This window comes from Rhizobium lusitanum, assembly GCF_014189535.1.
GTDB classification, from domain to species: Bacteria; Pseudomonadota; Alphaproteobacteria; order Rhizobiales; family Rhizobiaceae; genus Rhizobium; species Rhizobium lusitanum_C.
This window is the reverse complement of the sequence record NZ_CP050307.1, coordinates 1,720,103-1,744,735: the sequence shown is the minus strand read 5'-3', so window position 1 is coordinate 1,744,735 and position 24,633 is coordinate 1,720,103. Positions and strand designations below refer to the sequence as shown.

Here is a 24,633-nt window from a genome sequence, read left to right as displayed (position 1 = left end):
TTCCGGTGTACGGCTGCCAGATGCGGGTCGTTGATAGCCAGAAGTCTCATGTCACTTGCTTATCGAAAACGCGCGTTGATGTAAGCCCCGGGATTTTCCCGACCTTTCAGGCGGCCGACATTGCTTGGTCAGCCGCCCTGCCCATACACTCAGCCGTCGATAATGGCGACGGCGCGCGTCCAGCCGGCGGAGGCGCGCTCGATCTTGACGGGGAAGCAGCTGATCTTGAAACCCGTAGAGGGAAGCACTTCGAGATTGTGCAGTTTCTCGATATGGCAGTATCCCCGATGCCGTCCCGCCTTGTGCCCTTCCCAGATCAGCGATGCGTCACCGGTCGATGCATATTTTTGGGCGGTGTGGACGAAAGGCGCATCCCAGCTCCAGCCATCGGTGCCGGTCACCTTCACGCCGCGTTCCAGCAAATACATGGTCGCTTCATATCCCATGCCGCAACCACTGGCGACATAGTTATCCTGGCCGAAGCGCTTGCCCGCCGAGGTGTTGACGACGACGATTTCCAGCGGCTTCAACGTGTGTCCGATGCGCTCCAATTCGGCTTCGACATCTTTTGCCGTTACGACATAGCCGTCTTCGAAGTGACGAAAGTCCAGCTTGACGCCCGGTTGAAAGCACCATTCCAGCGGGATCTCATCGATCTTGAGCGCGGGCAGGCCGTGATCCATGGTGGAGTGATAGTGCCAGGGTGCGTCGAGATGGGTGCCGTTATGGGTCGAAAGGGTAATGCGCTCGACCGCCCAGCCTTCGCCGTCGGGAAGGTCTTCGGCGGCCAGGCCCGGAAAGAACGGCAGGATCTGCGAAAGGCTCTGCTTGTGGTCGATATATTCGATATGCGGGATTTGGATCGGGGGATCGGCCGGAATATCGTTGGCTATCGGCACCGACAGATCGATAATGGTTTGCGTCATGATTTGCTTCTTCCTCAACTCCGCCCGTGTCCGAGCCCAGCGCGGATATTTCCTAGCCTGCTGGCCGTAGGTCGAAAAGTCATTGAGGATTGTAAAGCCGAGGATGGCTCTCGCGTGTGGAAGGTCCTCGTTTTTGCTGTCAGCTCGCTCTTCGGAACGCAATTTGCGCCGCCCTGTTCAAGGCGACCGGAAGCACCGACATGTGATTTTCGCCTGCATATTCTTCGAAGGTCGCTTTTCCCGGCAGCGCAGCCGAGGCCGCCAGTCGCGAGGCCATTTCCTGGGCATATTCCACCGTCCGGGTTTCCCTGGCGCGTTCCTGCCGCTTCTGTTCCTCAGGCGTTCCCTTGTGAAAGGGCGCCAGCATCTCGCCCTCATATTGGCCGGCGGAAAGATGCAGCTCGATGTCGAGGGGGGCGGTATGCTCTGTCAGGAACGTTTTTTCCGCCGCAAGGATTGCCGCGTCTTCCCAGAATATGGCCGGGCTTGCCGCGACCCATCGCTTGAAGGCGGTCGGTTTTGAAAACAGGGCGTAGAGGGCGAACAGCCCGCCGAAGGAATGGCCGAACAAGGTCTGGCGGGAGCGGTCGATGGGAACCTGTTCCTCGACCCAGGGCTTCAATCGTTCCTCGATAAAGGTCAGGAACTGCTCCGCGCCGCCTGTTCTGACATCCGGTGTATCGGGAAAGAAGGGTGGGTAGACCCGGCCGGGCGGTGGGCTCAAATCCCAGGAACGCCGCAGCGGATCATAGGGTTGATCCGTGGGATAGCCGATGGCAACGACGACGCCGTCGCAGACATCGGTCCCGTTCGGATAGGAGGCTTGCACCTTCAGGGCATCGACCGTCGTTGCGAAGCAGGCGCTGCCATCCGTCAGATACAGGACAGGCCATCCCTCGGGCGGAGGTGTTTTGGCGGGGCGGTAGAGAAAGATACGGTAGGGTTCGCCGGCATGCCCGGAGCTGAGATCGACAAAGCTGGCGTCGGCGATCGTCACGGGCGCAAGCGACGCCTCTGTCGCGGGAGATGACGGGTTGGGCATGTTTTCTCCGCAGGGTCGAGCGATCGATAGAGCCGAGCGGTTCCTCCGTGAAACGCGCGGCCGACTCAAAATATGATTAAATCTCTCATATTATTTCGACCATGCCCTGGCAAGCCGATGTTTGTGCCGCAGGGCCGGAAACGGGCAAGACCGTTCGTTTCCTACCGGGACCTTTTTAAGCGGGATCGGCGCACTCGAAATCAGCAACAAGAAAAAGATGACTATTATAATCATGTATTCTTGACGAAGGCCGATATGACGATCTAGTTTGCGCCATCTTTTCAATGCGGGGTGGGCAGAGTTCGTCATGGTGTTTAAATCATTTAACGATATCAATATTTTAAATAGAGATAGATTCTATCTGACGCGCACGACGACAGCGCTTGTCACTGTGTTTGCATTGAGTGGGACTGCTGCTGCCCAGGATTCCTCAACCAACGCCAGCACGGGCAATGCGACCCAGCTTGCGCCGATCGTCGTCAGCGGTGGCACAAGCGATGCCTCCGACAATACGACTGTCACAGCCAAGAAGAGCAAGGGCGCCACGAAGATCGACACGCCGCTGGTCGAGACGCCGCGATCCGTTTCCGTGATCACTAAAAAAGAATTGGAAGAGCGCGGCGCTCAGGACATCATCGAGGCAGTGCGCTATTCCGCCGGCGTCCAGACCGGCTCCTATGGTTTCGATCCACGCTTCGATCAGGTCAATATCCGCGGCAATGACGTTACGACCACGGGTGATTTTCGCGACGGCCTGCGTCAACCCTATATGAATTACGGGATGTTCCGCACGGATCCCTATTCGCTCGACCGGGTCGAAGTGATCAAGGGGCCGACATCCGTGTTGTATGGCCCAGGCTCGCCGGGCGGCATCGTCAACAAGATTTCGAAGCTGCCGACGGAAGAGATGATCCGGGAGGTGGGGGTCGTCTATGGAACGTCGGACCGCGCCCAGACGATGTTCGACTTCGGTGGCCGGGTCAATCAGGACGATGACAGCATGCTGTACCGGATCGTCGGTCTTGCGCGAAAGGGCGACACCAATTTCGATATTGCCGATGATCGCTATTTCATACAGCCGTCCTTCACCTTCAAGCCGGACGAAGCCACGAAATTCACGGTCTACGGCTCGGCACAGTCCACCGAAGGCGATGCGAATGTCGATGCGCTGACCGGCCCCGATGGCAATGTTCTCAATTTGCGCGCGAGCGATCCGGACTATGACTATCAGAAGACCCGCCAGCAGCAGGTCGGCTACCAGTTCGAGCACGAATTTGATGGCGGTTTCACCTTCCGCCAAAATCTGCGCTATTCTCATCTGGATCTGAAAGCGCGCTATCTCGGCGTCTACGGCTGGACCGGTAATGTCGCTCATCGCGGCGCGAGTGCAATCAGCGATACAGTGAACGTCTTCCAGGTCGACAACCAGCTTGAATCGAAGTTCGATACCGGTCCGGCAGCCCATACCGTGCTGTTCGGCTTGGACTACACCCGTATGAACGATTCCTTCGCGTATGGGTTCGATTCGACGGCCAGCGCGGCCTACGACTTCGATATTGACAATCCGACTTATGGGGTATCCGGCCCGACGCCGGATTATAACTACAGCCGGGTCGGCGCCAGCATGCAGCAGATCGGCGCCTATGCCCTCGATCAGATCGAACTCGACAAATGGCGCTTCACGCTTGGCGGGCGTCAGACCTGGGTCAAGCAATCGTCAGATACGACCTACGTATCCTCCGGAACAAGCACCGACGACAGCCTCAGCAAGAACGCATTTTCAGTCCAAACCGGTGCGCTTTATCTCTTCGACAATGGCATTGCGCCCTTCACCAGCTATTCGACCTCCTTCGATCCGGTCACACAGCGATCCGCCTCCGGCCAAATTCTGGATCCCACGAAGGGTGAGCAATACGAGCTGGGTGTGAAATATCAGCCGCCGGGCACCGACATTCTGCTGTCTGCGGTTGCCTATAACCTCGTCGAGAAGAACAAGCCTGTCCTGGTCGATCCGCTGACACTTGTCTATGCCTCGCTCGGGGAGGTCACCAACAGGGGTATTGAGCTGGAGGCCAAGGCGAACGTCACAGACGGTTGGGATGTGATTGCGGCCTATGCCTACAATCACTCCGAAATCACTGCCGGCGACGACACCGGTAACGCACCCGCGGTTACGCCGAAGAATATTGTTAGCTTGTGGTCGAACTATACCTTCCAGGAGGATACGGCTGCAAACGGCCTCACGGTCGGCACCGGCATTCGCTACACGGGCAAGACCTACACCAGCACGGCCAACACCGACAAGAACGATGCAAGCTTCTATCTGGATGCGGCGCTCTCTTACGATTTTGGGGCTGTTGATAAGAAGTACAAAGGCCTGACCGCATCACTGGATGTCCGCAATATCGCCAACCGCCGCCTGACGGTGTGCAACGAAGGTTATTGCTACCTGGGCCAGGGGCGCAACCTCACCGCTTCGCTCAAATATCGCTGGTAATGTGATTTACGCGTCGCCCTTTATGTAGAGGGCGACGCGTCGAGTGCGGCCAGGCTCTATCCGCCTGAAAGCGAAGATCCCTATCGACCCACTGCTTAATAACGACGCATCCCGCGTGCAGTGGAAAATTGCAATGACTGTGATGTTCGTTTTAAATAGGCCGCTCGCTTGATCTTGGAGGAGATGCAGCATGGAGCGATTCACGGGCGGTTGCCTGTGCGGCAACGTCCGAATTGTGGCGTCGGGGCTCCCATATCGGGTCGGCCTTTGTCACTGTCTCGACTGCCGCAAGCATCATGGCGCCCTTTTTCACGCTTCCGCGATCTTCCCCCAGGATGCGGTGACGGTTGATGGCGAAACACGCGATTACGCCGGGCATTTTTTCTGTCCCCGCTGCGGCTCGTCCGTTTTCGCACGCACGGCAGATGAAATCGAAGTGAACTTGGGGTCCCTGGATGCCCCTGACCAACTGATGCCAACCTACGAACTCTGGACCGTCCGTCGCGAGTCCTGGTTGCCGCCGTTCCCACTCACCAGACGATACGAAGGCGATCGTGACGACACGAGCCGCTCAGAGGAGTAGGTCGCACGTCACCTGCGTGGGATTCTTCATCAACCGCGACAGAGAGACGCCTTGGTCATCATGCTCTCTTTCTTCGAAGGAGCAGGATCAGCAGCAGCGGCGCTCCGACCAGCGCCGACACCAGGCCCGCCGGGATCTGATAGGGAAAGGCGATCATTCTGCCGAACCAGTCGGCAAGCACCATCAGTCCTCCGCCGGCCAGCGCTGCGCCGGCAAGCTGCGGCATGGCGCGCCGCATTCCAAGCTCGCGCGCCAGATGGGGACCCATCAGGCCGATGAAGCTCAAGGGGCCGACCACGAGCGTGGCGGCGGCGGTCATGGCGGCTGCCAGCGAAAACAGGCAACCCCGCGCGAGATTAACGCGAATGCCGATCGCCTGTGCCGCCTGCGGGCCGAGCGGTAGCAGGTCGAGCCAGCGACGGGCAAGAAACGCGAGCGTCAGTCCGATGATCGCGGCGATCACGGCCGCGGCCGCCTTCGGCGTGTCGACCAGATAGGTCGATCCGCTCATCCACTGCATGACCGTCATGGCGCGGGGATCGCCGCTTGCCGCGAGAACGCTGATCGAGGCATCCAGCATCGCTCCGAGCGCGATCCCCGTCAGCAGGACACGCTCCGGCGCAAAACCGGACCGCATGCTGAAGATGAAGATGGCGATCAGAACGGCGAGTGCGCCGAGGCCACCAAAGCCAAGCTGAGCGGCCATGCCGGGTGCGGCCAAGAGAAAGAGAGCGGCGGTCACGCCGATGGTCGCGCCGGCCGATATGCCCAGAACTTCCGGACTTGCCATTTCGTTGCCGGTGAGGCGCTGCAGGATCGAGCCGACCGCCGCGAGCATCATGCCGGCGGCAAAGGCGGCGATGACGCGCGGCAGGCGGTAGGGCAGCACATCCGGCCAATGCACGTAGGCAAGAATATTCCATGCGCCATCCGGCGCGCGTCCGAAGAAGATCGCACCGGCGACGATGACGAGGAGAAGGATGCTTGCTGCAGCAATGAGGGCGGGCGAGACGTGTTCGAACCTGCCTCTCGCCTCCGGAGAGGCTGGCTCGCCCCGTTGTGTTATCCGAAGGCGCGGCAGCATCAGCAGTAGCAAAGGCGCGCCGAGAAACGCGGTGACGGCCCCCGTCGGCAGAAAGGTCGAAGACGTCGTGGTCCAAAGCGCCAAGGCCTCGTCGGTCAGAAGCAGCAACCCGGCGCCGATCAGCGGCGACCAGCTAAGCTGGCTCTTCATTTGCCGTGCGCCGGCAAGGCGGGCAATCCCGGGAGCGATGAGGCCGATGAAGCCGATGACGCCGACAGCGCTGGTGACGATTGCGGCGAGCGCGATGGCGATGCAGACGGCGGCGATGCGCGTTCGCTTGACCGACAGGCCGAGCCCGCTGGCGCCGCTGTCTCCGAGTTCCATCAGCGACAGCGGTCGCGCCATCAGGGTAGCGAGGATTGCTAGAGCCGCGATCTTTGGAAGCAGCGATATCGGGACCGTCCAGCTCTGCTGTGCCAGCGAGCCCGCGCCCCAGATAAACAGGCCCGAGAGATAGCGGTCGTTCATCAGGACGAGGATGGCGGCGAGCGCGCCGCTCCAGACGCTGACGATCAACCCGGCAAGTACCAGCGCGAAAGGCGAGAAACCGCGCCGCGCGCCGATCAGAAAGACGACGGCTGCCGCCGCCGCACTGCCGAACAGGGCGACTGCGTCGCGGCTCAACCCTTCAAGGGCTGGAAAGGCGAGCATAGCGGCGACGAGTGCGAGGTTCGCGCCGGCGGAGATGCCGAGCGTCGTCGGTGAGGCAAGCGGGTTGCGCAACACCTGCTGGAGCAGGCTTCCGGCCAACGCCAGTGCCGCGCCGGAAATTAGCGCGGTGACGATCCTCGGCAGGGTTGAGTAAAGAAGCAGCATCCGGCGCGGATCATATCCGACGTCCTGCGCTGTCAGGCGCGAAAGATCGGGCGAGACCTGATGCCAGGCGAGCAGGCTGGCGAGCAGCAGAAGTCCGATCCCTACGGCCGGTGCGCCGAGGCTATTGTCCGAATGGATACGCATCAGGCCGCCTTCTCGAGATGGTCAAGCAGAATGCCGGCGAAGCGCTCCGCCTCCTGCACCATGCCGAACATGAGCGAGCCGGGGAGAACCGAGATCCGCCCGGCTTTGACGAAGGGCAGGCTGGTCCACAAGGGGCTCTCCTCCAGACCGGACAGGATATTGGGGGGAATGAGCGGTTCGAAGACGATCAGCCGCAGGTTTTGGTCGAGCGATGCCAGTTGTTCGATGCCGATCGTCTCGAAGCCCCAGAAGTTGCCGCTGCCCGTCCAGGCGTTCTTCAGGCCGATCCGGGTCATGACGTTCTGGTAGAGGCCTGCGCCACCATAGATGCGGGCATGGTGCTGATCGACGAAACTGACGAGCGCCAGTGGCGGCGGTGACATCTGTCGGACCCGCCGGGCGCAATCATCGAAGAACTGCTCCGATCTTGCGAGGAAATCAGCCGCCTGCGGCTCGCGGCCGATCGCCGTGGCCAGCACCTTGGTCGCCTCGATGGAGCGGGGCAACGCCTCCCCCCTTCGGCATAGATCGTCAGCTCCAGGACGGGCGCGATCGGCTCGAGGCGCGATTTGAGAGCCGCCAGATAGGGTGTCGTCAGGATCAGGGCCGGCTTGAGGCTCGCCAGGATTTCAAGATTGATCTCCCAGGCGGTCCCGAGATCAACGACACCGGATGGCATTTTCGGTTCCACCACCCATTTGTCCCAATCGGCAAGCGAGACGATGGCAGCCGGCGTCACCCCGAGCGCCAGAAGGGTCGAAGCCAGGCCGTAATCCAGCGAGACGATCGGGCCGGACATTGGCGATGCCGCGTGACCGATCCGTGGAACGGCAAACATTGCCGCGGCGGCGATCAATGCGTCGCGGCGCGACAGCCTGAAGATGTCGAGAGGTCCGTCAGATGACATAGGCGAGCGGGGTTCCGTGCACGGGATGGGCGGTGACGCCCATGTCCGCGCCGTAAATGGCATGGAGAGTTTCCGCTTTCATCAGGCTTGCGGACGGGCCGGCGGCGATCAGCCGTCCCGCCTTCAGGGCATAGAGATGATCGCAGAAACGCGATGCGATATTGATGTCATGGAGGACGAGAATGGCGCTCAGGTTTTTGGTGCGGCACAGCTCGTGCACGAGGCCCAGCACCTCCATCTGGTGCGCGATATCGAGAGCGGAGGTCGGCTCGTCGAGCAGAAGACAGCGGCTATCCTGCGCGATCAGCATGGCGATCCACACCCGCTGGCGCTCGCCGCCGGACAGCGTGTCGACCATACGGCCGGCCAATGTGTCGACATGGGTCAGCCGCAGGGCGGTCTCGACCTTTTCCCGGTCGAGGTCAGTAAAGCGGCCGAGCGCCCCGTGCCAGGGGTAGCGGCCGGACGCCACCAATTCCCTAACGGTCATGCCGGCGGCCGAGGTTGTGTCCTGCGGCAGATAGGCGACGGCGCGGGCGAAGGCGCGCGCATCGTAGGAGCCGGCAGGTGCGCCGTCGAACAGCACCCGGCCGCTGCTCGGTTGGATCTGCCGGGCCAGCAGCTTGATCAGGGTGGATTTCCCCGAGCCATTATGGCCGATCAGCCCCGAGATTTCCCCGGCCCTGAAGCTCAGGTCGAGCGGATGAAGAATGGTTCGTCCATCCACGTCAAAACGCAGTTTCTCCGTGGTAAAGACGGCGGGCCTCTCGTTGGAAGGCTCGACGGCCGTTTCGTATTTCATGGTCGTCCTCGTGGAAGATGACGGGATGGATGCGGGCGATCCGCATTCCGGCGGCTGATCGGTAACCCGCCGGGCGCCAGCCGATAGTTTAGGGTAGGTGAGGAGTACTGCTTTGAGCTATTCATTCGATATTGATTGTGAAGGATTGACGACCATGTCGGGCTCCATATACAATCTAAAATTGCATTTTAATGTATCCCGGCTTGGTATACTCTAAAAAACATGATAACAATATTCAACATAAAAAAGAGGGCGCGCGGACTTCCTTGTTCAATTTCAGACATAATATTAATTTCGTTAGATTTTATTGAAATAATCCGTCATCATCACGGGCAACTTCCGATGCTGAAAAGCTGGTTTCCCTTTTTCAGAAGCTTGCAACGGCCCATGGCAACTTCTCCGAAGCAGCTTGCTTTGGAATGAGCGAAACACGTCAGTGCGGCTCTAGGGTTTAGCTAATTTAAGTTGTATTGACTGAGCCGTGTTTCACGCGCGGAAAGCCTGTCGAGTTCCTCGCGCGAGACGAACGGGATATCCTTGAGCGATTGATCCGGGGTGCCGCGAACGTCTTCGCGCGCTTCAGCGTCAACGACCGGACGATCCGTCTCAATGTCGGTTTTCATGATGCGAAGAGCATTATTGCGGATCTGGAGTAGGTCCCCGTTGCCGCAGCAAAATAAGCGACGACGCCTCAAATTCTGATTTGCATTACGAAGCGGGTAGAGTGACAACGGCATTCCGCCCGCATTATTGTTCCGGCGTATTGCCAAGCCTCAGCCCCAACCGACCGAGAGAAAATGACCATCCCTTCCAACGACACCCTGACCACGCTCGCCGCCGAATATGGGACGCCCCTCTGGGTCTACGACGCTGAAGCCATCCGCCGCCGCATCAAGCAATTATCGGCCTTCGACGTGATCCGCTTTGCGCAAAAGGCCTGTTCGAACATCCATATTCTCAGGGAAATGCACAAGGCTGGCGTTTTCGTCGACGCCGTGTCGCTCGGCGAGATCGAGCGTGCGGTGCGAGCGGGCTATGCGGTAGGCAGCACATCCGATACGGCGGAAATCGTCTTCACCGCCGATGTCTTCGATCGTGCGATGCTCGACAGGGTCGTTGCCGACAAGATCGAGGTCAATATCGGCTCGATCGACATGCTGCATCAGCTCGGGGAGCGGTCTCCCGGCCACAGGGTCTGGCTTCGCGTCAACCCTGGTTTTGGACACGGCCACAGCAACAAGACCAACACCGGCGGCGAAAACAGCAAGCACGGCATCTGGTTCGAACAGTTGCACGAGGCAGTCTCTGCCGTGCGCGCTCATTCCCTGACGCTTGTCGGGCTGCACATGCATATCGGCTCCGGCGTCGATTACGGTCATCTGCAGCGTGTCTGCGGGGCGATGGTCGATTTCTGCCGCGATCTTGGCATCGACATCGAGGCGATCTCCGCTGGCGGCGGCCTCTCGGTTCCTTATAAGGAAGGCGAGGAGGAGATCGACCCCACGCATTATTTCTCGCTCTGGGATGAGGCGCGGCGGCAGGTCGAGGCGCACTTCAAGCATCCGATCCGCCTGGAGATCGAGCCTGGACGCTTCCTCACGGCGGATTCCGGCGTGCTGCTTGCGGAGGTGAGGGCGGTCAAGACCATGGGCCAGAACCTGTTCACGCTGGTTGATGCCGGTTTCAGTGACCTCGCCAGACCGGCGATGTATGGCAGCTATCACCATATATCCGTCATCCCTGGTCCCACGCCCGGCGATCGCTCGGCCGTCACCCTGCCGACCGTCGTTGCCGGCCCTTTGTGTGAATCGGGCGATGTGTTCACGCAGACGGAATTCGGAACGGTGGAGAAAAGGGATCTGCCGGAAACCCATGTCGGCGACTTCCTGGTGTTCCATGGCGCAGGCGCCTATGGGGCGACGATGTCCTCGAACTACAATAGCCGGCTCTATGCTCCCGAAGTGCTTTTGGACGAAGGAAAACACAGGCTGATCCGCCGGCGCCAGACGCTGGACGAATTGCTTGAGCTCGAGAACGTTTAGGCCTGCGACAAGCCTGTAATAGACGTGCTGGCGTTGATGAATGCACAACGTCAGCATCATTCTTTCTCGTTTTCTCAGAGGGCGGCGACCGGGTGCGGTGAGCCGTCGTAGGCCCCCCAGATCGACTGGTCGAAGCAGGTGACCGAGCCGGTCATCAGGCCGGATTCGGCTGACGACAGATAGGCGCAGGCGCGGGCCACCTCTTGCGGGTCGACCAGCCGGCCGAACGGCTGGCTGGCAGCCGCCTTTTCCAGCCAGTCGGCGGGAGCGTTGTGATACTCCCTCTGAATCCGGTCCTCGCCTTCGGAGGCCATCCAGCCGATGTTGAGGCCGTTGACGCGGATGCGGTTGCGCAAGAGCGCGTAGGCCGTGTTCTTCGTCAGTGTTTCCAGCGCACCCTTGGAGGCACAATAGGCGGCGATGAAGGGCTGGCCGGCTTTGGCCGACATCGAGCCGATATTGACAATCGTGCCCTCGATCGTCTCGCGCCGCATGACCTTGACGGCCTCCTGCATCAGGAAGAACGGCGCCCGAACATTGACGGCGAACATGGCGTCGAAAAGGTCGGGGCTGGTGTCGAGGATCGTGCCGCGATCGGTTATGGCGGCGGCGTTCACCAGCGCATCGACGCGGCCGAAAGTCTGGTCGCAGACATGGACGACATTGCGCGCGTCGTCGACATTGCCGAGATCGGCTTTGACGTAGACGACCTTTGCCCCGGTTGCCGCCGAGATCTCCTCCGCCTTGGCTTTGCCCTTCGCCTCGTTGCGGCCGCAGATGACGATGCCCTTGGCGCCGCGATCGGCAAAGAGGCGGGCAATGGTGGCGCCAAGCCCCTGCGTGCCGCCGGTGACAATCGCGATTTTGCCGTCGAAGCGGCTGTGGTCTGTGCTCATGCTATTCCTCCCGGAAATGGTTCGATGTGATGTGCGCAAAGCCCCTCGCGATGCGAGAGGCTCCGGTTTGATGGGTGATCGATGTATCCTTGGCCGTCAGGTGAGCTTCTTCCCGGCCTGCTCCGAGAGAGCCTTGGTGAACGCCTCGTCGCTCCAGCCTTCCGTCAGTGCCTCATGCAGCAATTGCGCCTGTGTCTTTGGGGCAAGACCGCCGACGGGTGGGTCGCGGTCGAGGTTGGTGGGGAAGGAATAGCCCTCGGCGCACGACGCGATGGCATTCGACACTTCTGCCTCGGAGAGTTTGCCCGCCGTTTTCAGTGCTTTCAGTGCCGGGAACAGGCGGGCGCTCATGCGTTCGCGATTGACCGTCTCCATGGCGCGGCCGAAGGCGGAGGAAACCTGCAGCAGGTTCGCCACGCGCTTGATATTCGCTGAGCGATTGGTGCCGGCGGCATGGAAGAGGGCAGGGTTGAAGACGACGACATCGCCTTTTTCGAGCGGCAACTGGACATGGTTACGATCGAAATAGTCGCGGAATTCCTGGCGCTTCAGCGCGAGATAACCAGGCACATAGGTCTGGCTATGCGGCAGGAACAGCGTCGGCCCACTTTCGAGCGGCATGTCGCAATGGGCAACCGCGCCTTGCAGCGTCAGGACCGGCGAGAGCTTGTGGACGTGAGCCGGAAACTGCTCGATCACCTTCGATGTCTGGAAGCCGAGATGGTAATCGCGGTGGGCGGATTGCGCGGCACCGCCGGGATTGACCCTGTTGACCTGCGCCGTCATCTGGTAGCTCGGTCCGAGCCAGGCTTCGCTGGCAATCGCGACAATGGCATTGCCGTAATATTCTGCGAAATTGGCTGGATCGGCGAGGCAGTGTTTTTCCAGCGAATTCCAGATGCGGTCGTTGGCACCCGGCTTGGCGAAATGGTCGCCGCCGCCGGACGCCGTGCGGTGCTGCTCATTGATGATGTCGTCGAAGATCACGCTGGCGCGGTCGATGACGGATGTATCCTCATAGGCGCGCTTGAAGACCACGACGCCGGGGCCTTCGCCGAAGGCTTCGCAAATCTCGGCGAGCACGGCACGCCGTCCGTCTGGGCTGGTAATGGCGGCCAGAACCTTGGCGCTGTCATAGATCAGGACGTTTTTCTCGACGCTATCGGCGGTCGGATAGTCGGCAAGGGTCGTGGTCTTTTCCGCCAGAGTTCGGAAATCGGCGAGGTCGCAGGCATCCTCGGTCAGCCAGACCCGGTCGGCGCGCAGCTTCTGCGGATTGTCGGTTTTCATCAGGTGTTCCTCCATCTCTGATGAAGGCACTATACGGCAGGCATTGTCGTGTTATAGATCGTAAATCCATCAAAAAGCCATCAGAACGAAGAGCATGTCGCATCCGTTTCTTGTCAAGGATATCGCCTTTCAAGCAGGCTTGAGCACCGCCACCGTCGACCGAGTGCTGAACGGGCGGCCGGGCGTGCGCCGGCAGACCGAAATGCGGGTGAAGGCGGCGATCGCCGAGCTGGAGAAACAGCAGGCAGGCGCCGGGATCAGCGGCCGGACGCTGGTAATCGATATCGTCATGGAGGCGCCAGAGCGTTTTTCCAACGCGGTGCGTTCAGCCTTCGAAGCGGAGGTTGCGACTTTCCTGCCGATGGTCTTCCGCTGTCGCTTTCATTTCGCCGAGGTGATGAAGCCCAGTGAACTGGTGCAATTGCTCGATCGCATCCGGCTGCGGGGTACGCATGGGATCGTCTTGAAGGCCCCCGATATTCCGGAAATCGCCGCCGCGGTCGAGCGCGCGACCAAGGCCGGCATCACGGTCGTCACCCTGGTGACGGACCTGCCGAATTCGTCACGCGCGGCTTACGCAGGTGCCGACAATCGTGCGGCAGGCGAAACGGCCGCCTATCTCATCGGCAGCAGTTTTGACGGCGCTGACGCACGGGTTCTCGTCACGCTGTCGAGCGGCCGCTTTCGCGGTGAGGAGGAGCGTGAGATCGGCTTTCGCCGCGTGTTGCGCGAGCGCTATCCGCAGATCGGTGTTACCGAGATCAGCGAAGGTCACGGCACCGATGTCGCGACGGGAACGCTTGCGGCGCGCTCCATCGCTGCGGATGCGACGATCAATGCGGTCTATTCCGTCGGCGGCGGCAACAGGGCCGTGCTCGCCGCCTTCGAGGCAGCTGGAAGGCCGATCCGCATTTTCGTGGCGCATGATCTCGATGCTGACAACCGTGCGCTGCTCGCCGCCGGCAAGATCGGCTTCGTGCTGCATCATGACTTGCGAACAGACGCCCGATCGGCGTTTCGCGCCATCATGAGCGGCCAGGTAAATGGGCGCAGCGCGCCGGCGATGTTGTCGGCGGTGGAAATCATCACCTCCTATAACATGCCGGTCGTGACCTGACGTTCCATGTGCTAGGAAACCGTCCTGGACATACTCCGATCGACGAAGGCCGCGTAAAATGCCGCCAACAATGCGAGCAATGCCGATATCAGCATCATGACGAACAAGGCATGGATTGTCCCCGACCGCGCCAGAAACAGACCAGCCACGGAACCTATGAGCGCTCCGCCGACGAGCCTCATGGCTGCGGACAGTCCCGCAGCGGTGCCCGCAAGGTCGGGGCGCACGGACAGCACGCCGGTGTTGCCGGCGGGCATGGTCAACCCGTTGCCAATGCCGATGAACATGCAGGGTCCAAAGAATGCAAGAATGTGGGCGGCACCCGACATCGAAAGGACCAGGCCAGCCAGCAGCCCTATGCATGTGAAGAGGCGTGCGACGATGAGGACGGTGCTGAGCGCATTTCGGGAGGCGTAGCGGCCGGCCAAATAACTCCCCAGGATGAAGCCCGCCGGGACCATTCCCATGTAGAAGCCCAGGGTCGCGCTTGATCCGCCGAACGACTGGCTGAATGCCAAGGGTGCTCCTCCGAGGAAAATGTAGAGCGTTCCCATGGAGCAGGCCATGCACAGGGTATAGGCCCAGAACCGCGCCGAACTCAGGAGTTGCGCATAGGAGGCGAGATAGTTCGCCTTCGGCTTTGATGCGTGTGTGGAGGTTTCCCTTAGCTCGCGTATGGACAGAGCGAGGATAGCCGCACCAAGGATAGCCAGGACAATGAAGATCGCTCGCCATCCGAACAACTCGTCCAATAACCCGCCAAACATCGGCCCGACCATGGGCGCAATCGCCCATCCCATGGAGACATAGCCAATTCTGCTTGCCGCTCCGCGTTCGCCAGATGTCTCCTTGACGACGACGAGAGCGACGGAAAAGCAGGCGCCGATCGAGGCTTGCAGCGCCCGAAAAACGAGGAAGGTGCCGATATTGGTGGCCAGAGCGCAGCCGATCGACGCGATGATAAAAATGGAGACGGCGATCAAAGCGACCGGCCTGCGTCCATACCGATCCGACATCGCACCGGCGACGATCTCTATCATGGCCGTGACGATCGTATAGCCGGCAACCGAAAGGTTGACGAGCGCGTAATCGGCGTGGAACGCAGCAGCAATTCTGGGTAGCGACGGCAGGATCATGTTCACCGGCAGCACCGAGAGCGCCGACAGAAAGATGAGGGTTGTCAGTCGGGGAGGCGGACCAGCCGGGATGCTAGTCGTCTTGGCTGTCGGTTGGATACGCGAAGCCTGAATGGGATTGTTATCCGTCATGGTCTTGACCGTCTTGTCCGTGGGGTGTCGAGGGAAATCTGACGAGGCGCGGCCCGAATTTTGGGCATAAAAAAGGCCCCGTCAGGAGCCTGTTTACCGCGCATGGGTGCTTTCGCCGGATGGTTATACCATCCCGCCCATGCGCCCTATCACCACTGCAAGAACCATCGTGATCTTCATGATGGGAAAACTAGACAGGAATCTGCATGTCGTCAATGCAGGACGAAGGAAATGTGGTGCCCGTTCGCCGCCGCGATCATGGGGCGGAGCATTTCATTTTGTGAATTGGTCGAGTGGTTTTTCGGTCAGTCACTGGCGCGGCTGAAATACGACAGCTGCCGTATGTTTATCTCGCCACGCTTATATACGCTGCCATTGCCAGCCTGAGTTGAGGATATTCAATTTTAAATTGAACAGGCTGGCGTCATGTCCAATCAATCCCTCAGGAGGCAGCCATGAACATTTCCGCGCAACAATCGAGCTCGAAAATCGATCCCACATTCCCCGTCGGGGCTGGAGGTGACCCGGCGCAATATTGCGCACCGCTGAGAATCATCGGCGGCGACGGCGGTGATCCCTTCGACTACAATCTGGTCATGAAGGGCGGAGCGTTGAAGGAAATCAGTGCATGGGTCGACGGCTCCGTTGTACGCCAGATCTATCTGCTGTTTTCCGACGACACGAGCTTTACCCAGGGGACGGCATCCGACGCTCCGGACCAGACCTACAGCTTCGCGCAAGAAGAGACAATCAGCGCGTTAAGCCTGTGGGGCGACGGCGTGGGAACGCGCCTTGGCCGCATTCGCTTCACCACGAGCAGCGGCGGAAGGTTCGATTCAGGCGGCTCAACCTCGACGGAATACCATATCGATGTCGGCAGCGGCATCTGCGTCGGCGCCACCGGCCGGAGCGGTTTGGATATCGACAATCTGGGCTTCTACTTTCAGAGACCGTTCACAGCAATGACGTTGGATGATGTGACTTATTCCAATCTCAACGGCCAGCCTTGCAACCCCGACCGGCTCTCCAAGGAAACCTATACGAACAACGGAACCGACGAGAAGCAATATACGTTTTCGGGCTCGATCTCGGTGACCGATACCAGCACCTGGACGACGGGACAGACATTTTCCTTAGGTGGAAGTATCGGTCTCACCGTGGGCGTGCCGACCATCGGGGAAGTGAATTCGACCTTCACATGGGAAGTGGGCACGAGTTCGGAGCAATCCTTCAGCGAATCCTCGACGCATGAGATGAGCTGGAACTATTCGGGCACGCTGGCATCTCACGCCTCGATCACACTGCTTGCCGTGACCTATACGGGGCAGGCGGATCTCCCTTTCACCGGGACCGTGCATATCGTCTTTACCGACGGCACCACGCTCGAATACCCCGTCAGCGGAACTTATGAAGGAGTGAGCTATACCAGCGTCGAGATACAGGACGTGTCGGGCTCGGCCGTCAAGCGGCTGGTTCCCGCCCATTCCTCAAGGCCGCAACGGCATTGAGGAGACCGGCAAGTCTGGTCTTATTCGGCACGAAACAGGGCGCAATTCGATGCGCCCTGTTTTGGTTGAATGCCCGGTGGGTTCAACCATCTATCCCGGGTTTCTCGTTTCAGGCGATGTCGATATGTAGCGGCGGGCGATCATCCAGCACCCAAGCGCCCATGTGGCGCCGGCGCACCAGCCGCCCAGGACATCGGTCGGGAAATGCACGCCGAGAAAGACCCGGCTTGTGCCGATCAGAAGCGTCAGAAAAATGGCGACCACAATCATGAAGATCCGGGTCGACCTGTAAGCCTGCGTGCGGGAGAGAAGCGCGCCAAGCGTCAGGTAGGTCACGGCAGAGACCATCGCGTGACCGCTCGGAAAACTCAGGTCATGAACCTCGACCAGATGCGGAACGATGTCCGGCCTTGGCCTTGCAACGCCTAGCTTCAGCGTGGTGCTCAGCAGCCATCCGCCCAGCACCGAGGCGAGGATGAAGATGGCGATCGAGCGGCGGCGATCGAGTAGCAGGTAGATGGTCACCAGTGTCGTCAACAGCGTGAGGACCGTCGTGCCGCCAAGGCTGGTGATATCGCTGAAGGCATGGGTGAGCCACGCAGGTCCCAATAGAAGCGATAGATTGTCCGGCTGGCGAAGCGCCAGCAATATGCTTTCGTCAAATCGCCTCGTCGAACCTTCAAGAACCTCACCGGTCAATTGCAGAAACAGAAAGAGCCCGCCAGAGAAAGCCGCGAACATGACGAGCACCAGGGGTTCGAAACGGTTCAGCCACCCAAATATACCCGGCTTGCGGGGCTGCTGATCGTTCATGTGCGGTCGCCCATCTGAATAGTTTCCATTTCGTCTGCTTCGAATTCCGGTCGAGATGTACCACCGGCCAAATCCATGCGGCAACGGGAAAAGCGCTGCTCGCAAAACGGAATGGTTTCGGAAACGACCGGCGGTGTCGGCTCAGAAATTCCAATCCTCGTCCTCGGTTGCCACTGCCTTGCCGATGACGTAGGACGATCCCGAGCCTGAGAAGAAGTCATGGTTCTCGTCGGCATTCGGCGAGAGTGCCGACAGGATCGCTGGATTGACCTTGCAAGCCTCCGGCGGGAACAACGCCTCGTAGCCGAGATTCATCAGCGCCTTATTGGCATTGTAATGCAGGAATTTCTTGACGTCTTCCGTCAGACCGACGCCGTCATAGAGCGCTTCGGTGTATTTTGCCTCGTTGTCGTAAAGCTCAAGCAGCAGGTCGAAGGCAAAATCCTTGATCTCTTGGCGCCGCGCTTCCGGCTCACGGTCGAGCGCCCGCTGGAACTTGTATCCGATGTAATAGCCGTGCACGGCTTCATCGCGGATGATCAGGCGGATCATGTCGGCGGTATTCGTCAGCTTCGCCCGGCTTGACCAGAACATCGGCAGATAGAAGCCGGAATAGAAAAGGAAGCTTTCGAGAAAGACGCTGGCGACCTTCTTCTTCAGCGGGTCGCCGGAGGCATATTGCTCCATGATCAGCGCCGATTTCCGCTGCAGGAATTCATTCTCCTCCGACCAGCGATAGGCGTCGTCGACATCCGGCGTCAGGCACAGCGTCGAGAAGATCGATGAGTAGGACCGCGCATGCACCGCCTCCATGAAGGAGATATTCGACAGCACCGCCTCTTCATGGGAGGTCTCCGCGTCCGCCATCAGCGTCACCGAACCGACGCCGTTCTGGATGGTGTCGAGAAGCGTCAGGCCGGTGAAGACGCGGATGGTAAGCTGCTGCTCTTCGGGTTTCAGGGTCGCCCAGGAAGGGATGTCGTTGGAAAGCGGCACTTTTTCCGGCAGCCAGAAGTTCCCTGTCAGCCGGTTCCAGACTTCCAGATCCTTGTCGTCATCGATGCGGTTCCAGTTGATGGCGCGCACCGCTTTGGAACGCTTCGGCGTGTTGGTTTTCACTTGAATGTTCATCTTGTTCCCCAGGGTATCAGAGTGCGCAGGACACGCAGCCCTGCACTTCCGTGCCGGACAGCGCCATCTGGCGAAGGCGGATGTAGTAGATGGTCTTGATGCCCTTCTTCCAGGCGTAGATCTGCGCCTTGTTGATGTCGCGGGTTGTTGCGGTGTCGCGGAAGAACAGCGTCAAGGATAGCCCCTGATCGACATGCTGGGTGGCCGCCGCATAGGTGTCGATGATCTTCTCAGGCCCGATTTCGTAGGCATCCTGATAGTAGTCGAGATTGTCATTGGTCATGAAGGCAGCCGGATAATAGACGCGGCCGATCGTGCCCTCCTTGCGGATTTCGATCTTTGAGACGATCGGATGGATAGAGGAGGTCGAGTGGTTGATGTAGGAGATGGATCCCGTCGGCGGCACCGCCTGCAGGTTCTGGTTATAGAGACCGCCTTCCATCACGGCCTGCTTCAGTTCCTGCCAGTCTTCCTGCGTCGGAATGTCTATGCCGGCGGTTTCGAACAGTGTTCGAACCCGCTCTGTCGCGGGCTTCCATTCCTGTTCGGTGTATTTGTCGAAATAGTCGCCGGAGGCGTATTTCGAATTCTCGAACCCCTTGAAACTGCGCGCCCGTTCCACCGCCAGGCGATTGGAGGCGCGGATGGCGTGATAGGTCACCGTATAGAAATAGATATTGGTGAAATCGACGCCTTCCTCGGAACCATAGAAAATCCGCTCGCGGGCGAGATAGCCATGCAGGTTCATCTGGCCGAGGCCGATCGCATGGCTCTCATCATTGCCCTTTTCGATCGAGGGCACCGACGAGATGTGGCTCATGTCGGAGACCGCCGTTAGCGACCGTATTGCCGTCTCGATCGTCTTGCCGAAGTCGTCTGAATCCATGGCAGCAGCGATATTCAGGGAGCCGAGATTGCAGGAAATATCCTTGCCCATATGCTCGTAGGAGAGATCGTCCATGTAGGTGCTTGCCTCGCTCACCTGCAGGATTTCGGAGCAGAGGTTGCTCATGGTGATGCGCCCGGCGATCGGATTGGCGCGGTTCACCGTGTCTTCGAACATGATGTAGGGATAGCCGCTCTCGAACTGGATTTCGGCGATCACCTGGAAGAAGTCGCGCGCCTTGATCTTCTTCTTGCGGATGCGGTTGTCGGCCACCATCTCGCGGTATTTCTCCGTCACGGAAATTTCCGTGAACGGCACGCCATAGACACGCTCGACGTCGTAGGGCGAGAACAGGTACATGTCCTCGTTGTTCTTCGCGAGTTCGAAGGTGATGTCCGGGACGACAACGCCAAGCGACAGCGTCTTGATCCTGATCTTCTCGTCGGCATTCTCGCGTTTGGTGTCGAGGAACCGCATGATGTCGGGGTGATGCGCGTTCAGATAGACCGCGCCCGCTCCTTGCCGCGCGCCGAGCTGGTTGGCGTAGGAGAAGCTGTCTTCCAGCAGTTTCATCACCGGAATGATGCCGGATGACTGGTTTTCGATGTGCTTGATCGGCGCGCCGGCCTCGCGGATATTGGTGAGTGACAGCGCGACGCCGCCGCCGCGCTTGGAGAGCTGAAGCGCCGAATTGATCGAGCGTCCGATGGACTCCATGTTGTCCTCGACGCGCATCAGGAAGCAGGAGACCAGTTCGCCGCGCTGCTTCTTGCCGGCATTGAGGAAGGTCGGGGTTGCCGGCTGGAAGCGGCCGGCAATGATTTCGTCGACCATGTCTTTCGCCAGCGATTCATTGCCTTGCGCCAGGGTCAGCGCGACCATGCAGATGCGGTCTTCATAGCGCTCGAGGTAGCGCTTCCCGTCGAAGGTCTTCAGCGTATAGCTGGTGTAATATTTGAAGGCTCCGAGAAATGTCGGGAACCGGAATTTCTTCGCATAGGCGTGATCGAAGAGGTCGCGCACGAAGTTGAAGGAATATTGGTCGAGAACCTCGCGCTCGTAATAGCCCTCGGTCACGAGATAATCGAGCTTCTCCCTGAGGTTATGAAAGAAGACGGTGTTCTGGTTGACGCGCTGGAGAAAGTACTGCTTTGCCGCCAGCCGGTCCTTGTCGAGCTGGATTTTGCCACCCTCGTCGTAAAGGTTCAGCATGGCGTTCAGCGCATGATAGTCGAGTTGCGTTTCGGTGGCCTTTACCGGGCGTTCGAGCGTGAGCGTGTCCAAAATCGTTCCAATCCATCTCTGACATTGGCGACGTCCTCTTCCGTGCCGATCAGCTCGAACCTGTAAAGATACGGCACCTGGCATTTGGCGGAGATGATGTCGCCGGCGATCCCGAAGGTCGCTCCGAAGTTGCTGTTGCCCGCGGCGATCACGCCTCGGATGTTCGATCGGTTCTCCGTCTCGTTCAGGAAACGGATCACCTGTTTTGGAACCGCGCCCTTGCCGCTGTCGCCGCTATAGGTCGGCACCACGAGGACGAAGGGCTGGTGGACACGGAAAAGCTCATCCTGACGAACCGGTATTCGCACGGCGTCCAGGCCAAGCTTGCCGATGAAGCGATGGGTGTTCTCGGACCGGCTGGAAAAATAGACGATCTGCCCCATCGATGGCTGTCTCATCAGGCAAGCGCGCTGATCATGTCGGGCCGGAAGCCCGCCCAATGCTGTTCGCCGGCGACGACCACCGGGACCTTGCGGTAGCCGAGGCCCTGCACCAGTTCGAAAGCGGCATTGTCGGTGGAAACATCGACGACCCGGTATGCGATGCCGTGGCGGTCGAGTGCTCGTGTTGTTGCTGTGCATTGGACGCAGGCGGGCTTGCTGTAGACGGTGATGCTCATGATTGTCCTCGTATCTTTGAAAGTCACACGATATCGTCCAGACATCCGCCGATGCCCGTTCGAAGAAAATGAAGATGGGTCAGCACACGCCCGGATTCGGACGTGGATGTGCGGCTACTCGCGCAGGGACTGGTTTGAAAAATTCGACATGGACTTCACCCCGAAGTTGACTGATCGCAGGACCTCGGGGAAGCGTGCACGAACGGAGTCATTCCGCTGTACATCGCGACCTTCCGGACACCCCGCCCGTGGACGTTTTGTTTGAGGCAGGTCTCCTGGCTTGCGGGTCGTTGCATCAATCCTCACCTTCCCGAAACATCATGCTTCAGTGGCTTTCGGTGGATAGATGCTCGCCGCTTACAGTTGCGGGGGCAGCTCCGGAATTGCGGCGCCCATTATGGGCGGTCGCGCACCGTATTCCCGTCTTAGCCCCCAACCCTTGCGAATCGGAAGAACCTCGAACACTACATATGGTAGACGAGGTTGGAATTTCGTCAATCGATATGATGGCGCGCCGTCACGTTTCGTGGGGATAGAGCAAAGCCGCCCTTGGGGGAGACGTTGTTTCATTTCATTCCGTTGCTTCTCCCGGTGGGCCACGCTCCCGTGCTTGCCTTCACTGCTGGCAACCCTAGTTTTATGCTCGGGGAGGCGCTGCATCGTGGAAGCGATGCCTTGGGGGCGATCACGTTGGGATTGTATGAACGGCCTGTTCGGATAGCGTTCATGTAAAATGCAATATCACCGAATCATGCCATCGATATAAAAGTGAGGAGCGAAGGATGTTTGGACGTTTTGCACGAGTTTCTTTTCTTGCATTGGCCGGCCTGGCCGCAACGCAATTGATGCCGTCTGCCGCCATGGCGCAGAATTTCGGTGATGACGACGGATACAGGCAGCCGCCAAGGTGGGATCGCCGGCAGGATCAGAACTGGGACGGCCCACGGAGAGACCGTGACCGCGGGGGCTGCGGCCGGCGCGAACTCATGGACGCCGCCCGCCAGGAAGGTTTCCGACGCATTGATTCGGTCGAAAACAACGGGCGACGCATTGTCGTCCGTGGCTGGAATGATGGTGGCCCCGACCGTATGGTTTTTGCCAATCGACGTGGCTGCCCGGCCCTCAATTAAGGCTCACGCATCATCCGCCGTGACCAATGTAGCCGGCGGGCTAAAGCATAGCGTCAAGGCACGATTTCGATCGTGCCTTGACGACGTTGAACTGATTGATGTCCCCGGCATTGCGGGCTATCCGAGCGTATCGGCCATTCTGATGAGGTCGGCGACGGAGCCAGCCTGCATCTTGCGCATCGCCTGGCCGCGATGAACCTTCACGGTGATTTCGCTCAGGCCGAGTTCGGCTGCGATCTGCTTGTTGAGGCGTCCGAGGGCGACAAGCGCCATCACCTCACGCTCGCGCGTTGTCAGCGTCGCAAACCGCTCCCGCAGATCGGTCGTCGCAGCGTCCTGGCGAAGTCGGACGCGATCTTTTTCCAAAGCTTGCCGAATGGCGTCGAGGAGATCCTGCTCCCGAAAGGGCTTGAGCAGAAACTCCACCGCGCCGGCCTTCATCGCCCTGACCGACATCGGCACGTCGCCATGGCCGGTCAGGAATATGATGGGCAGGGGATTGCCGGTCCTTGCCAATTCGTCCTGGAAATCCAGGCCACTTGCATCCGGCATCCTGACGTCGAGGACAAGGCAGGAGGGGCCATCGGATCGTCGATGGTTGAGGAAGTCCCGTGGCGATGCGAAGCTGCTGACGTCGTAGCCGACCGAGCGCAGGAGGCTGTCCAGCCCATCCCGGACGGACGGATCGTCATCGATGACATAGATGGTCGGTTTTTGCTCCGGCATGATCATCCTCTCGTTCCGGCAACCGACGGCAGGATGAAGCCGAACACCGCGCCATGCGGGAAGTTGGGCGCTGTATAGACCGTGCCGCCATGCGCCTCGACGATCGACCGGCTGATCGCCAGCCCCATTCCCATTCCTGTTGTCTTGGTCGTGAAGAAGGTTTCGAACATCCTCTCGGAAGCGGCAGGCGGCACGCCCGTGCCTGTGTCGCGCACGCTGACCGTTATCTTTCTGCCATCGGCGGCGGCGCTGACCAGCAGCTCGCGCTTCTCCACATCGACGCCCGCCATTGCTTCGATGGCATTGATGACGAAGTTCAGGATCACCTGCTGCAGTTGAACCCGGTCGCCTGTCACTGATGGTAGATCATTGGCGAGTTCGGTGCGCAGCAGGATATGGTTTTCGCGGATCTCACCACGCACGAGCGCCAGCGCTTCGGTGACCGCTTCAACAATGTCGATCCTGTCGCGCGATGGCGCCGTTCGCGCAACCAGACTGCGGACGCGGCCAATCACCTCGCCGGCGCGGCCGGCATCCTTGACGATCCTGTCGAGCGCGCGCCGTGCCTCCTCCTGCTCGGGCGGTGCTGCCGACAGCCAGCGGAGTGCCGCATTGCCATTGGCCACGATTGCGGTGATCGGCTGGCTGACTTCATGGGCGATAGAGGTGCTGAGTTCGCCCATCGTCATGATGCGCGACATCCGCGCGAGTTCGGATTGCGCCTGTCTAGCTCTTGCCTCGGTCGCCTCGATCCTGATCGCCAGATAGGTAGTCGCGCCGATGGCAAGCAGGCTTATGGCCCCGTTCACCATGCCGGATTGGGAATCTCCGTGCCGTGTCAGAAAGTAGCTCGCTATGGTGAGGACGGCACAGGCGATCCCCACGATCATGACGGCCCCGGGCCGGCCGGAGCGCACGGAGATGAGGATCACCGAGACATAGAGCACCGCAAAGGCGATCTCCAGATTGGTCACCGTGTCGGCAACGAAGATCAGGGTGGCGAGCAGCGCAAGGCCCAGCCACAGCAAGGGCGCCTCGACCAGGTATCGCAGGACCTCGCGCCTCATATCGCCTTACCCTTCCTACACGAATCCGCCGCCGCACATGCGACGGCAGGGTGCA

General features: G+C 59.8%; 21 protein-coding genes, 1 pseudogene and 1 riboswitch. Of the genes and pseudogenes, 6 read left to right on the top strand and 16 right to left on the bottom strand.

Features of this window, described 5'->3' with window-relative positions; translation table 11 throughout:
• Nucleotides 1-149: 149 nt before the first annotated feature.
• Nucleotides 150-926: a cyclase family protein gene (locus HB780_RS11105; RefSeq protein ID WP_183687684.1), complete on the bottom strand. Its 777-nt coding sequence runs from the start codon at nt 924-926 to the stop codon at nt 150-152.
• A gap of 139 nt (nt 927-1,065) precedes the next feature.
• A complete protein-coding gene (locus HB780_RS11100; RefSeq protein WP_183687682.1) occupies nt 1,066-1,968 on the bottom strand; it encodes an alpha/beta hydrolase in 903 nt (300 codons plus the stop codon).
• Between the two features lie 307 nt (nt 1,969-2,275).
• Here HB780_RS11100 and HB780_RS11095 point away from each other — a divergent pair, with 307 nt between their 5' ends.
• Both HB780_RS11095 and HB780_RS11090 read left to right on the top strand, forming a co-directional pair.
• Entirely contained in the window at nt 2,276-4,465 is a 2,190-nt protein-coding gene (locus HB780_RS11095; protein WP_183687680.1) for a TonB-dependent siderophore receptor, read from the top strand.
• Between the two features lie 190 nt (nt 4,466-4,655).
• Nucleotides 4,656-5,048: a GFA family protein gene (locus HB780_RS11090; RefSeq protein ID WP_183687678.1), complete on the top strand. Its 393-nt coding sequence runs from the start codon at nt 4,656-4,658 to the stop codon at nt 5,046-5,048.
• A gap of 58 nt (nt 5,049-5,106) precedes the next feature.
• Here the strand turns inward: HB780_RS11090 and fhuB are convergent, their stop codons facing one another.
• The 4 genes and pseudogenes from fhuB to HB780_RS11070 all read right to left on the bottom strand — a co-directional run bounded on the left by fhuB (nt 5,107) and on the right by HB780_RS11070 (nt 9,538).
• Nucleotides 5,107-7,092, bottom strand: a complete 1,986-nt coding sequence (fhuB, locus tag HB780_RS11085; protein ID WP_183687676.1) for a Fe(3+)-hydroxamate ABC transporter permease FhuB — start codon at nt 7,090-7,092, stop codon at nt 5,107-5,109.
• Nucleotides 7,092-7,999, bottom strand: a pseudogene (locus tag HB780_RS11080) (iron-siderophore ABC transporter substrate-binding protein). The gene fhuB and the pseudogene HB780_RS11080 overlap by 1 nt, the downstream one beginning before the upstream one ends.
• Nucleotides 7,989-8,801, bottom strand: coding sequence for an ATP-binding cassette domain-containing protein (locus HB780_RS11075; RefSeq protein ID WP_183687674.1), 813 nt, complete (start codon nt 8,799-8,801; stop codon nt 7,989-7,991). The pseudogene HB780_RS11080 and the gene HB780_RS11075 overlap by 11 nt, the downstream one beginning before the upstream one ends.
• A gap of 455 nt (nt 8,802-9,256) precedes the next feature.
• Nucleotides 9,257-9,538, bottom strand: a complete 282-nt coding sequence (locus HB780_RS11070) for a hypothetical protein (protein ID WP_183687673.1) — start codon at nt 9,536-9,538, stop codon at nt 9,257-9,259.
• 60 nt (nt 9,539-9,598) lie between these two features.
• Here HB780_RS11070 and lysA point away from each other — a divergent pair, with 60 nt between their 5' ends.
• Nucleotides 9,599-10,843 carry a diaminopimelate decarboxylase gene (lysA, locus tag HB780_RS11065; RefSeq protein ID WP_183687671.1) on the top strand — a complete coding sequence of 415 codons (1,245 nt, stop codon included), beginning with the start codon at nt 9,599-9,601 and terminating at the stop codon, nt 10,841-10,843.
• A 74-nt stretch (nt 10,844-10,917) separates the two neighbouring features.
• On the opposite strand, the gene HB780_RS11060 is transcribed toward lysA, so the two are convergent.
• Both HB780_RS11060 and HB780_RS11055 read right to left on the bottom strand, forming a co-directional pair.
• The gene (locus HB780_RS11060; protein ID WP_183687669.1) at nt 10,918-11,739 is read right to left on the bottom strand and encodes an SDR family oxidoreductase; all 822 of its coding nucleotides are present in this window, start codon (nt 11,737-11,739) and stop codon (nt 10,918-10,920) included.
• A 96-nt stretch (nt 11,740-11,835) separates the two neighbouring features.
• Entirely contained in the window at nt 11,836-13,029 is a 1,194-nt protein-coding gene (locus HB780_RS11055) for a phytanoyl-CoA dioxygenase family protein (RefSeq protein ID WP_183687667.1), read from the bottom strand.
• A gap of 94 nt (nt 13,030-13,123) precedes the next feature.
• On the opposite strand from HB780_RS11055, the gene HB780_RS11050 reads away from it, so the two are divergent.
• Nucleotides 13,124-14,146, top strand: coding sequence for a LacI family DNA-binding transcriptional regulator (locus tag HB780_RS11050; protein WP_183687665.1), 1,023 nt, complete (start codon nt 13,124-13,126; stop codon nt 14,144-14,146).
• An 11-nt stretch (nt 14,147-14,157) separates the two neighbouring features.
• Here the strand turns inward: HB780_RS11050 and HB780_RS11045 are convergent, their stop codons facing one another.
• Nucleotides 14,158-15,414, bottom strand: a complete 1,257-nt coding sequence (locus HB780_RS11045; RefSeq protein ID WP_183687663.1) for a multidrug effflux MFS transporter — start codon at nt 15,412-15,414, stop codon at nt 14,158-14,160.
• Between the two features lie 455 nt (nt 15,415-15,869).
• Between HB780_RS11045 and HB780_RS11040 the strand changes: the two genes are divergently transcribed.
• Nucleotides 15,870-16,922 (top strand): jacalin-like lectin, encoded by a 1,053-nt coding sequence (locus tag HB780_RS11040; RefSeq protein ID WP_183687661.1) that lies wholly within the window; start codon nt 15,870-15,872, stop codon nt 16,920-16,922.
• Between the two features lie 90 nt (nt 16,923-17,012).
• On the opposite strand, the gene HB780_RS11035 is transcribed toward HB780_RS11040, so the two are convergent.
• The 5 genes from HB780_RS11035 to nrdH form a co-directional block, all read right to left on the bottom strand.
• Nucleotides 17,013-17,735: a phosphatase PAP2 family protein gene (locus tag HB780_RS11035; RefSeq protein WP_183687659.1), complete on the bottom strand. Its 723-nt coding sequence runs from the start codon at nt 17,733-17,735 to the stop codon at nt 17,013-17,015.
• 141 nt (nt 17,736-17,876) lie between these two features.
• Nucleotides 17,877-18,866, bottom strand: a complete 990-nt coding sequence (nrdF, locus tag HB780_RS11030; RefSeq protein ID WP_183687657.1) for a class 1b ribonucleoside-diphosphate reductase subunit beta — start codon at nt 18,864-18,866, stop codon at nt 17,877-17,879.
• A gap of 16 nt (nt 18,867-18,882) precedes the next feature.
• A complete protein-coding gene (gene nrdE, locus HB780_RS11025; protein WP_286203039.1) occupies nt 18,883-20,964 on the bottom strand; it encodes a class 1b ribonucleoside-diphosphate reductase subunit alpha in 2,082 nt (693 codons plus the stop codon).
• 41 nt (nt 20,965-21,005) lie between these two features.
• Nucleotides 21,006-21,419, bottom strand: coding sequence for a class Ib ribonucleoside-diphosphate reductase assembly flavoprotein NrdI (gene nrdI / locus HB780_RS11020; protein WP_183689693.1), 414 nt, complete (start codon nt 21,417-21,419; stop codon nt 21,006-21,008).
• Nucleotides 21,420-21,433: 14 nt separating this feature from the next.
• A complete protein-coding gene (gene nrdH / locus HB780_RS11015) occupies nt 21,434-21,655 on the bottom strand; it encodes a glutaredoxin-like protein NrdH (RefSeq protein ID WP_183687653.1) in 222 nt (73 codons plus the stop codon).
• A gap of 248 nt (nt 21,656-21,903) precedes the next feature.
• Nucleotides 21,904-22,130, bottom strand: a riboswitch (cobalamin riboswitch).
• 307 nt (nt 22,131-22,437) lie between these two features.
• Here nrdH and HB780_RS11010 point away from each other — a divergent pair.
• The gene (locus HB780_RS11010) at nt 22,438-22,785 is read left to right on the top strand and encodes a hypothetical protein (protein WP_183687651.1); all 348 of its coding nucleotides are present in this window, start codon (nt 22,438-22,440) and stop codon (nt 22,783-22,785) included.
• A gap of 117 nt (nt 22,786-22,902) precedes the next feature.
• Here HB780_RS11010 and HB780_RS11005 read toward each other — a convergent pair whose 3' ends face one another.
• Together HB780_RS11005 and HB780_RS11000 are read right to left on the bottom strand one after the other, a co-directional pair.
• Nucleotides 22,903-23,511 carry a response regulator transcription factor gene (locus tag HB780_RS11005; RefSeq protein ID WP_286202917.1) on the bottom strand — a complete coding sequence of 203 codons (609 nt, stop codon included), beginning with the start codon at nt 23,509-23,511 and terminating at the stop codon, nt 22,903-22,905.
• Between the two features lie 2 nt (nt 23,512-23,513).
• Nucleotides 23,514-24,578: a sensor histidine kinase gene (locus HB780_RS11000; RefSeq protein ID WP_183687647.1), complete on the bottom strand. Its 1,065-nt coding sequence runs from the start codon at nt 24,576-24,578 to the stop codon at nt 23,514-23,516.
• Nucleotides 24,579-24,633 lie beyond the last annotated feature (55 nt).

What these genes read in the sequence shown, in the direction of transcription:
- HB780_RS11105 (WP_183687684.1), bottom strand. Translation starts at nt 926, where the DNA reads ATGACGCAAACCATTATCGATCTGTCGGTGCCGATAGCCAACGATATT.
- HB780_RS11100 (WP_183687682.1), bottom strand. Translation starts at nt 1,968, where the DNA reads ATGCCCAACCCGTCATCTCCCGCGACAGAGGCGTCGCTTGCGCCCGTG.
- HB780_RS11095 (WP_183687680.1), top strand. Translation starts at nt 2,276, where the DNA reads ATGGTGTTTAAATCATTTAACGATATCAATATTTTAAATAGAGATAGA.
- HB780_RS11090 (WP_183687678.1), top strand. Translation starts at nt 4,656, where the DNA reads ATGGAGCGATTCACGGGCGGTTGCCTGTGCGGCAACGTCCGAATTGTG.
- fhuB (WP_183687676.1), bottom strand. Translation starts at nt 7,092, where the DNA reads ATGCGTATCCATTCGGACAATAGCCTCGGCGCACCGGCCGTAGGGATC.
- HB780_RS11075 (WP_183687674.1), bottom strand. Translation starts at nt 8,801, where the DNA reads ATGAAATACGAAACGGCCGTCGAGCCTTCCAACGAGAGGCCCGCCGTC.
- HB780_RS11070 (WP_183687673.1), bottom strand. Translation starts at nt 9,538, where the DNA reads ATGCCGTTGTCACTCTACCCGCTTCGTAATGCAAATCAGAATTTGAGG.
- lysA (WP_183687671.1), top strand. Translation starts at nt 9,599, where the DNA reads ATGACCATCCCTTCCAACGACACCCTGACCACGCTCGCCGCCGAATAT.
- HB780_RS11060 (WP_183687669.1), bottom strand. Translation starts at nt 11,739, where the DNA reads ATGAGCACAGACCACAGCCGCTTCGACGGCAAAATCGCGATTGTCACC.
- HB780_RS11055 (WP_183687667.1), bottom strand. Translation starts at nt 13,029, where the DNA reads ATGAAAACCGACAATCCGCAGAAGCTGCGCGCCGACCGGGTCTGGCTG.
- HB780_RS11050 (WP_183687665.1), top strand. Translation starts at nt 13,124, where the DNA reads ATGTCGCATCCGTTTCTTGTCAAGGATATCGCCTTTCAAGCAGGCTTG.
- HB780_RS11045 (WP_183687663.1), bottom strand. Translation starts at nt 15,414, where the DNA reads ATGACGGATAACAATCCCATTCAGGCTTCGCGTATCCAACCGACAGCC.
- HB780_RS11040 (WP_183687661.1), top strand. Translation starts at nt 15,870, where the DNA reads ATGAACATTTCCGCGCAACAATCGAGCTCGAAAATCGATCCCACATTC.
- HB780_RS11035 (WP_183687659.1), bottom strand. Translation starts at nt 17,735, where the DNA reads ATGAACGATCAGCAGCCCCGCAAGCCGGGTATATTTGGGTGGCTGAAC.
- nrdF (WP_183687657.1), bottom strand. Translation starts at nt 18,866, where the DNA reads ATGAACATTCAAGTGAAAACCAACACGCCGAAGCGTTCCAAAGCGGTG.
- nrdE (WP_286203039.1), bottom strand. Translation starts at nt 20,964, where the DNA reads ATGCTGAACCTTTACGACGAGGGTGGCAAAATCCAGCTCGACAAGGAC.
- nrdI (WP_183689693.1), bottom strand. Translation starts at nt 21,419, where the DNA reads ATGGGGCAGATCGTCTATTTTTCCAGCCGGTCCGAGAACACCCATCGC.
- nrdH (WP_183687653.1), bottom strand. Translation starts at nt 21,655, where the DNA reads ATGAGCATCACCGTCTACAGCAAGCCCGCCTGCGTCCAATGCACAGCA.
- HB780_RS11010 (WP_183687651.1), top strand. Translation starts at nt 22,438, where the DNA reads ATGTTTGGACGTTTTGCACGAGTTTCTTTTCTTGCATTGGCCGGCCTG.
- HB780_RS11005 (WP_286202917.1), bottom strand. Translation starts at nt 23,511, where the DNA reads ATGCCGGAGCAAAAACCGACCATCTATGTCATCGATGACGATCCGTCC.
- HB780_RS11000 (WP_183687647.1), bottom strand. Translation starts at nt 24,578, where the DNA reads ATGAGGCGCGAGGTCCTGCGATACCTGGTCGAGGCGCCCTTGCTGTGG.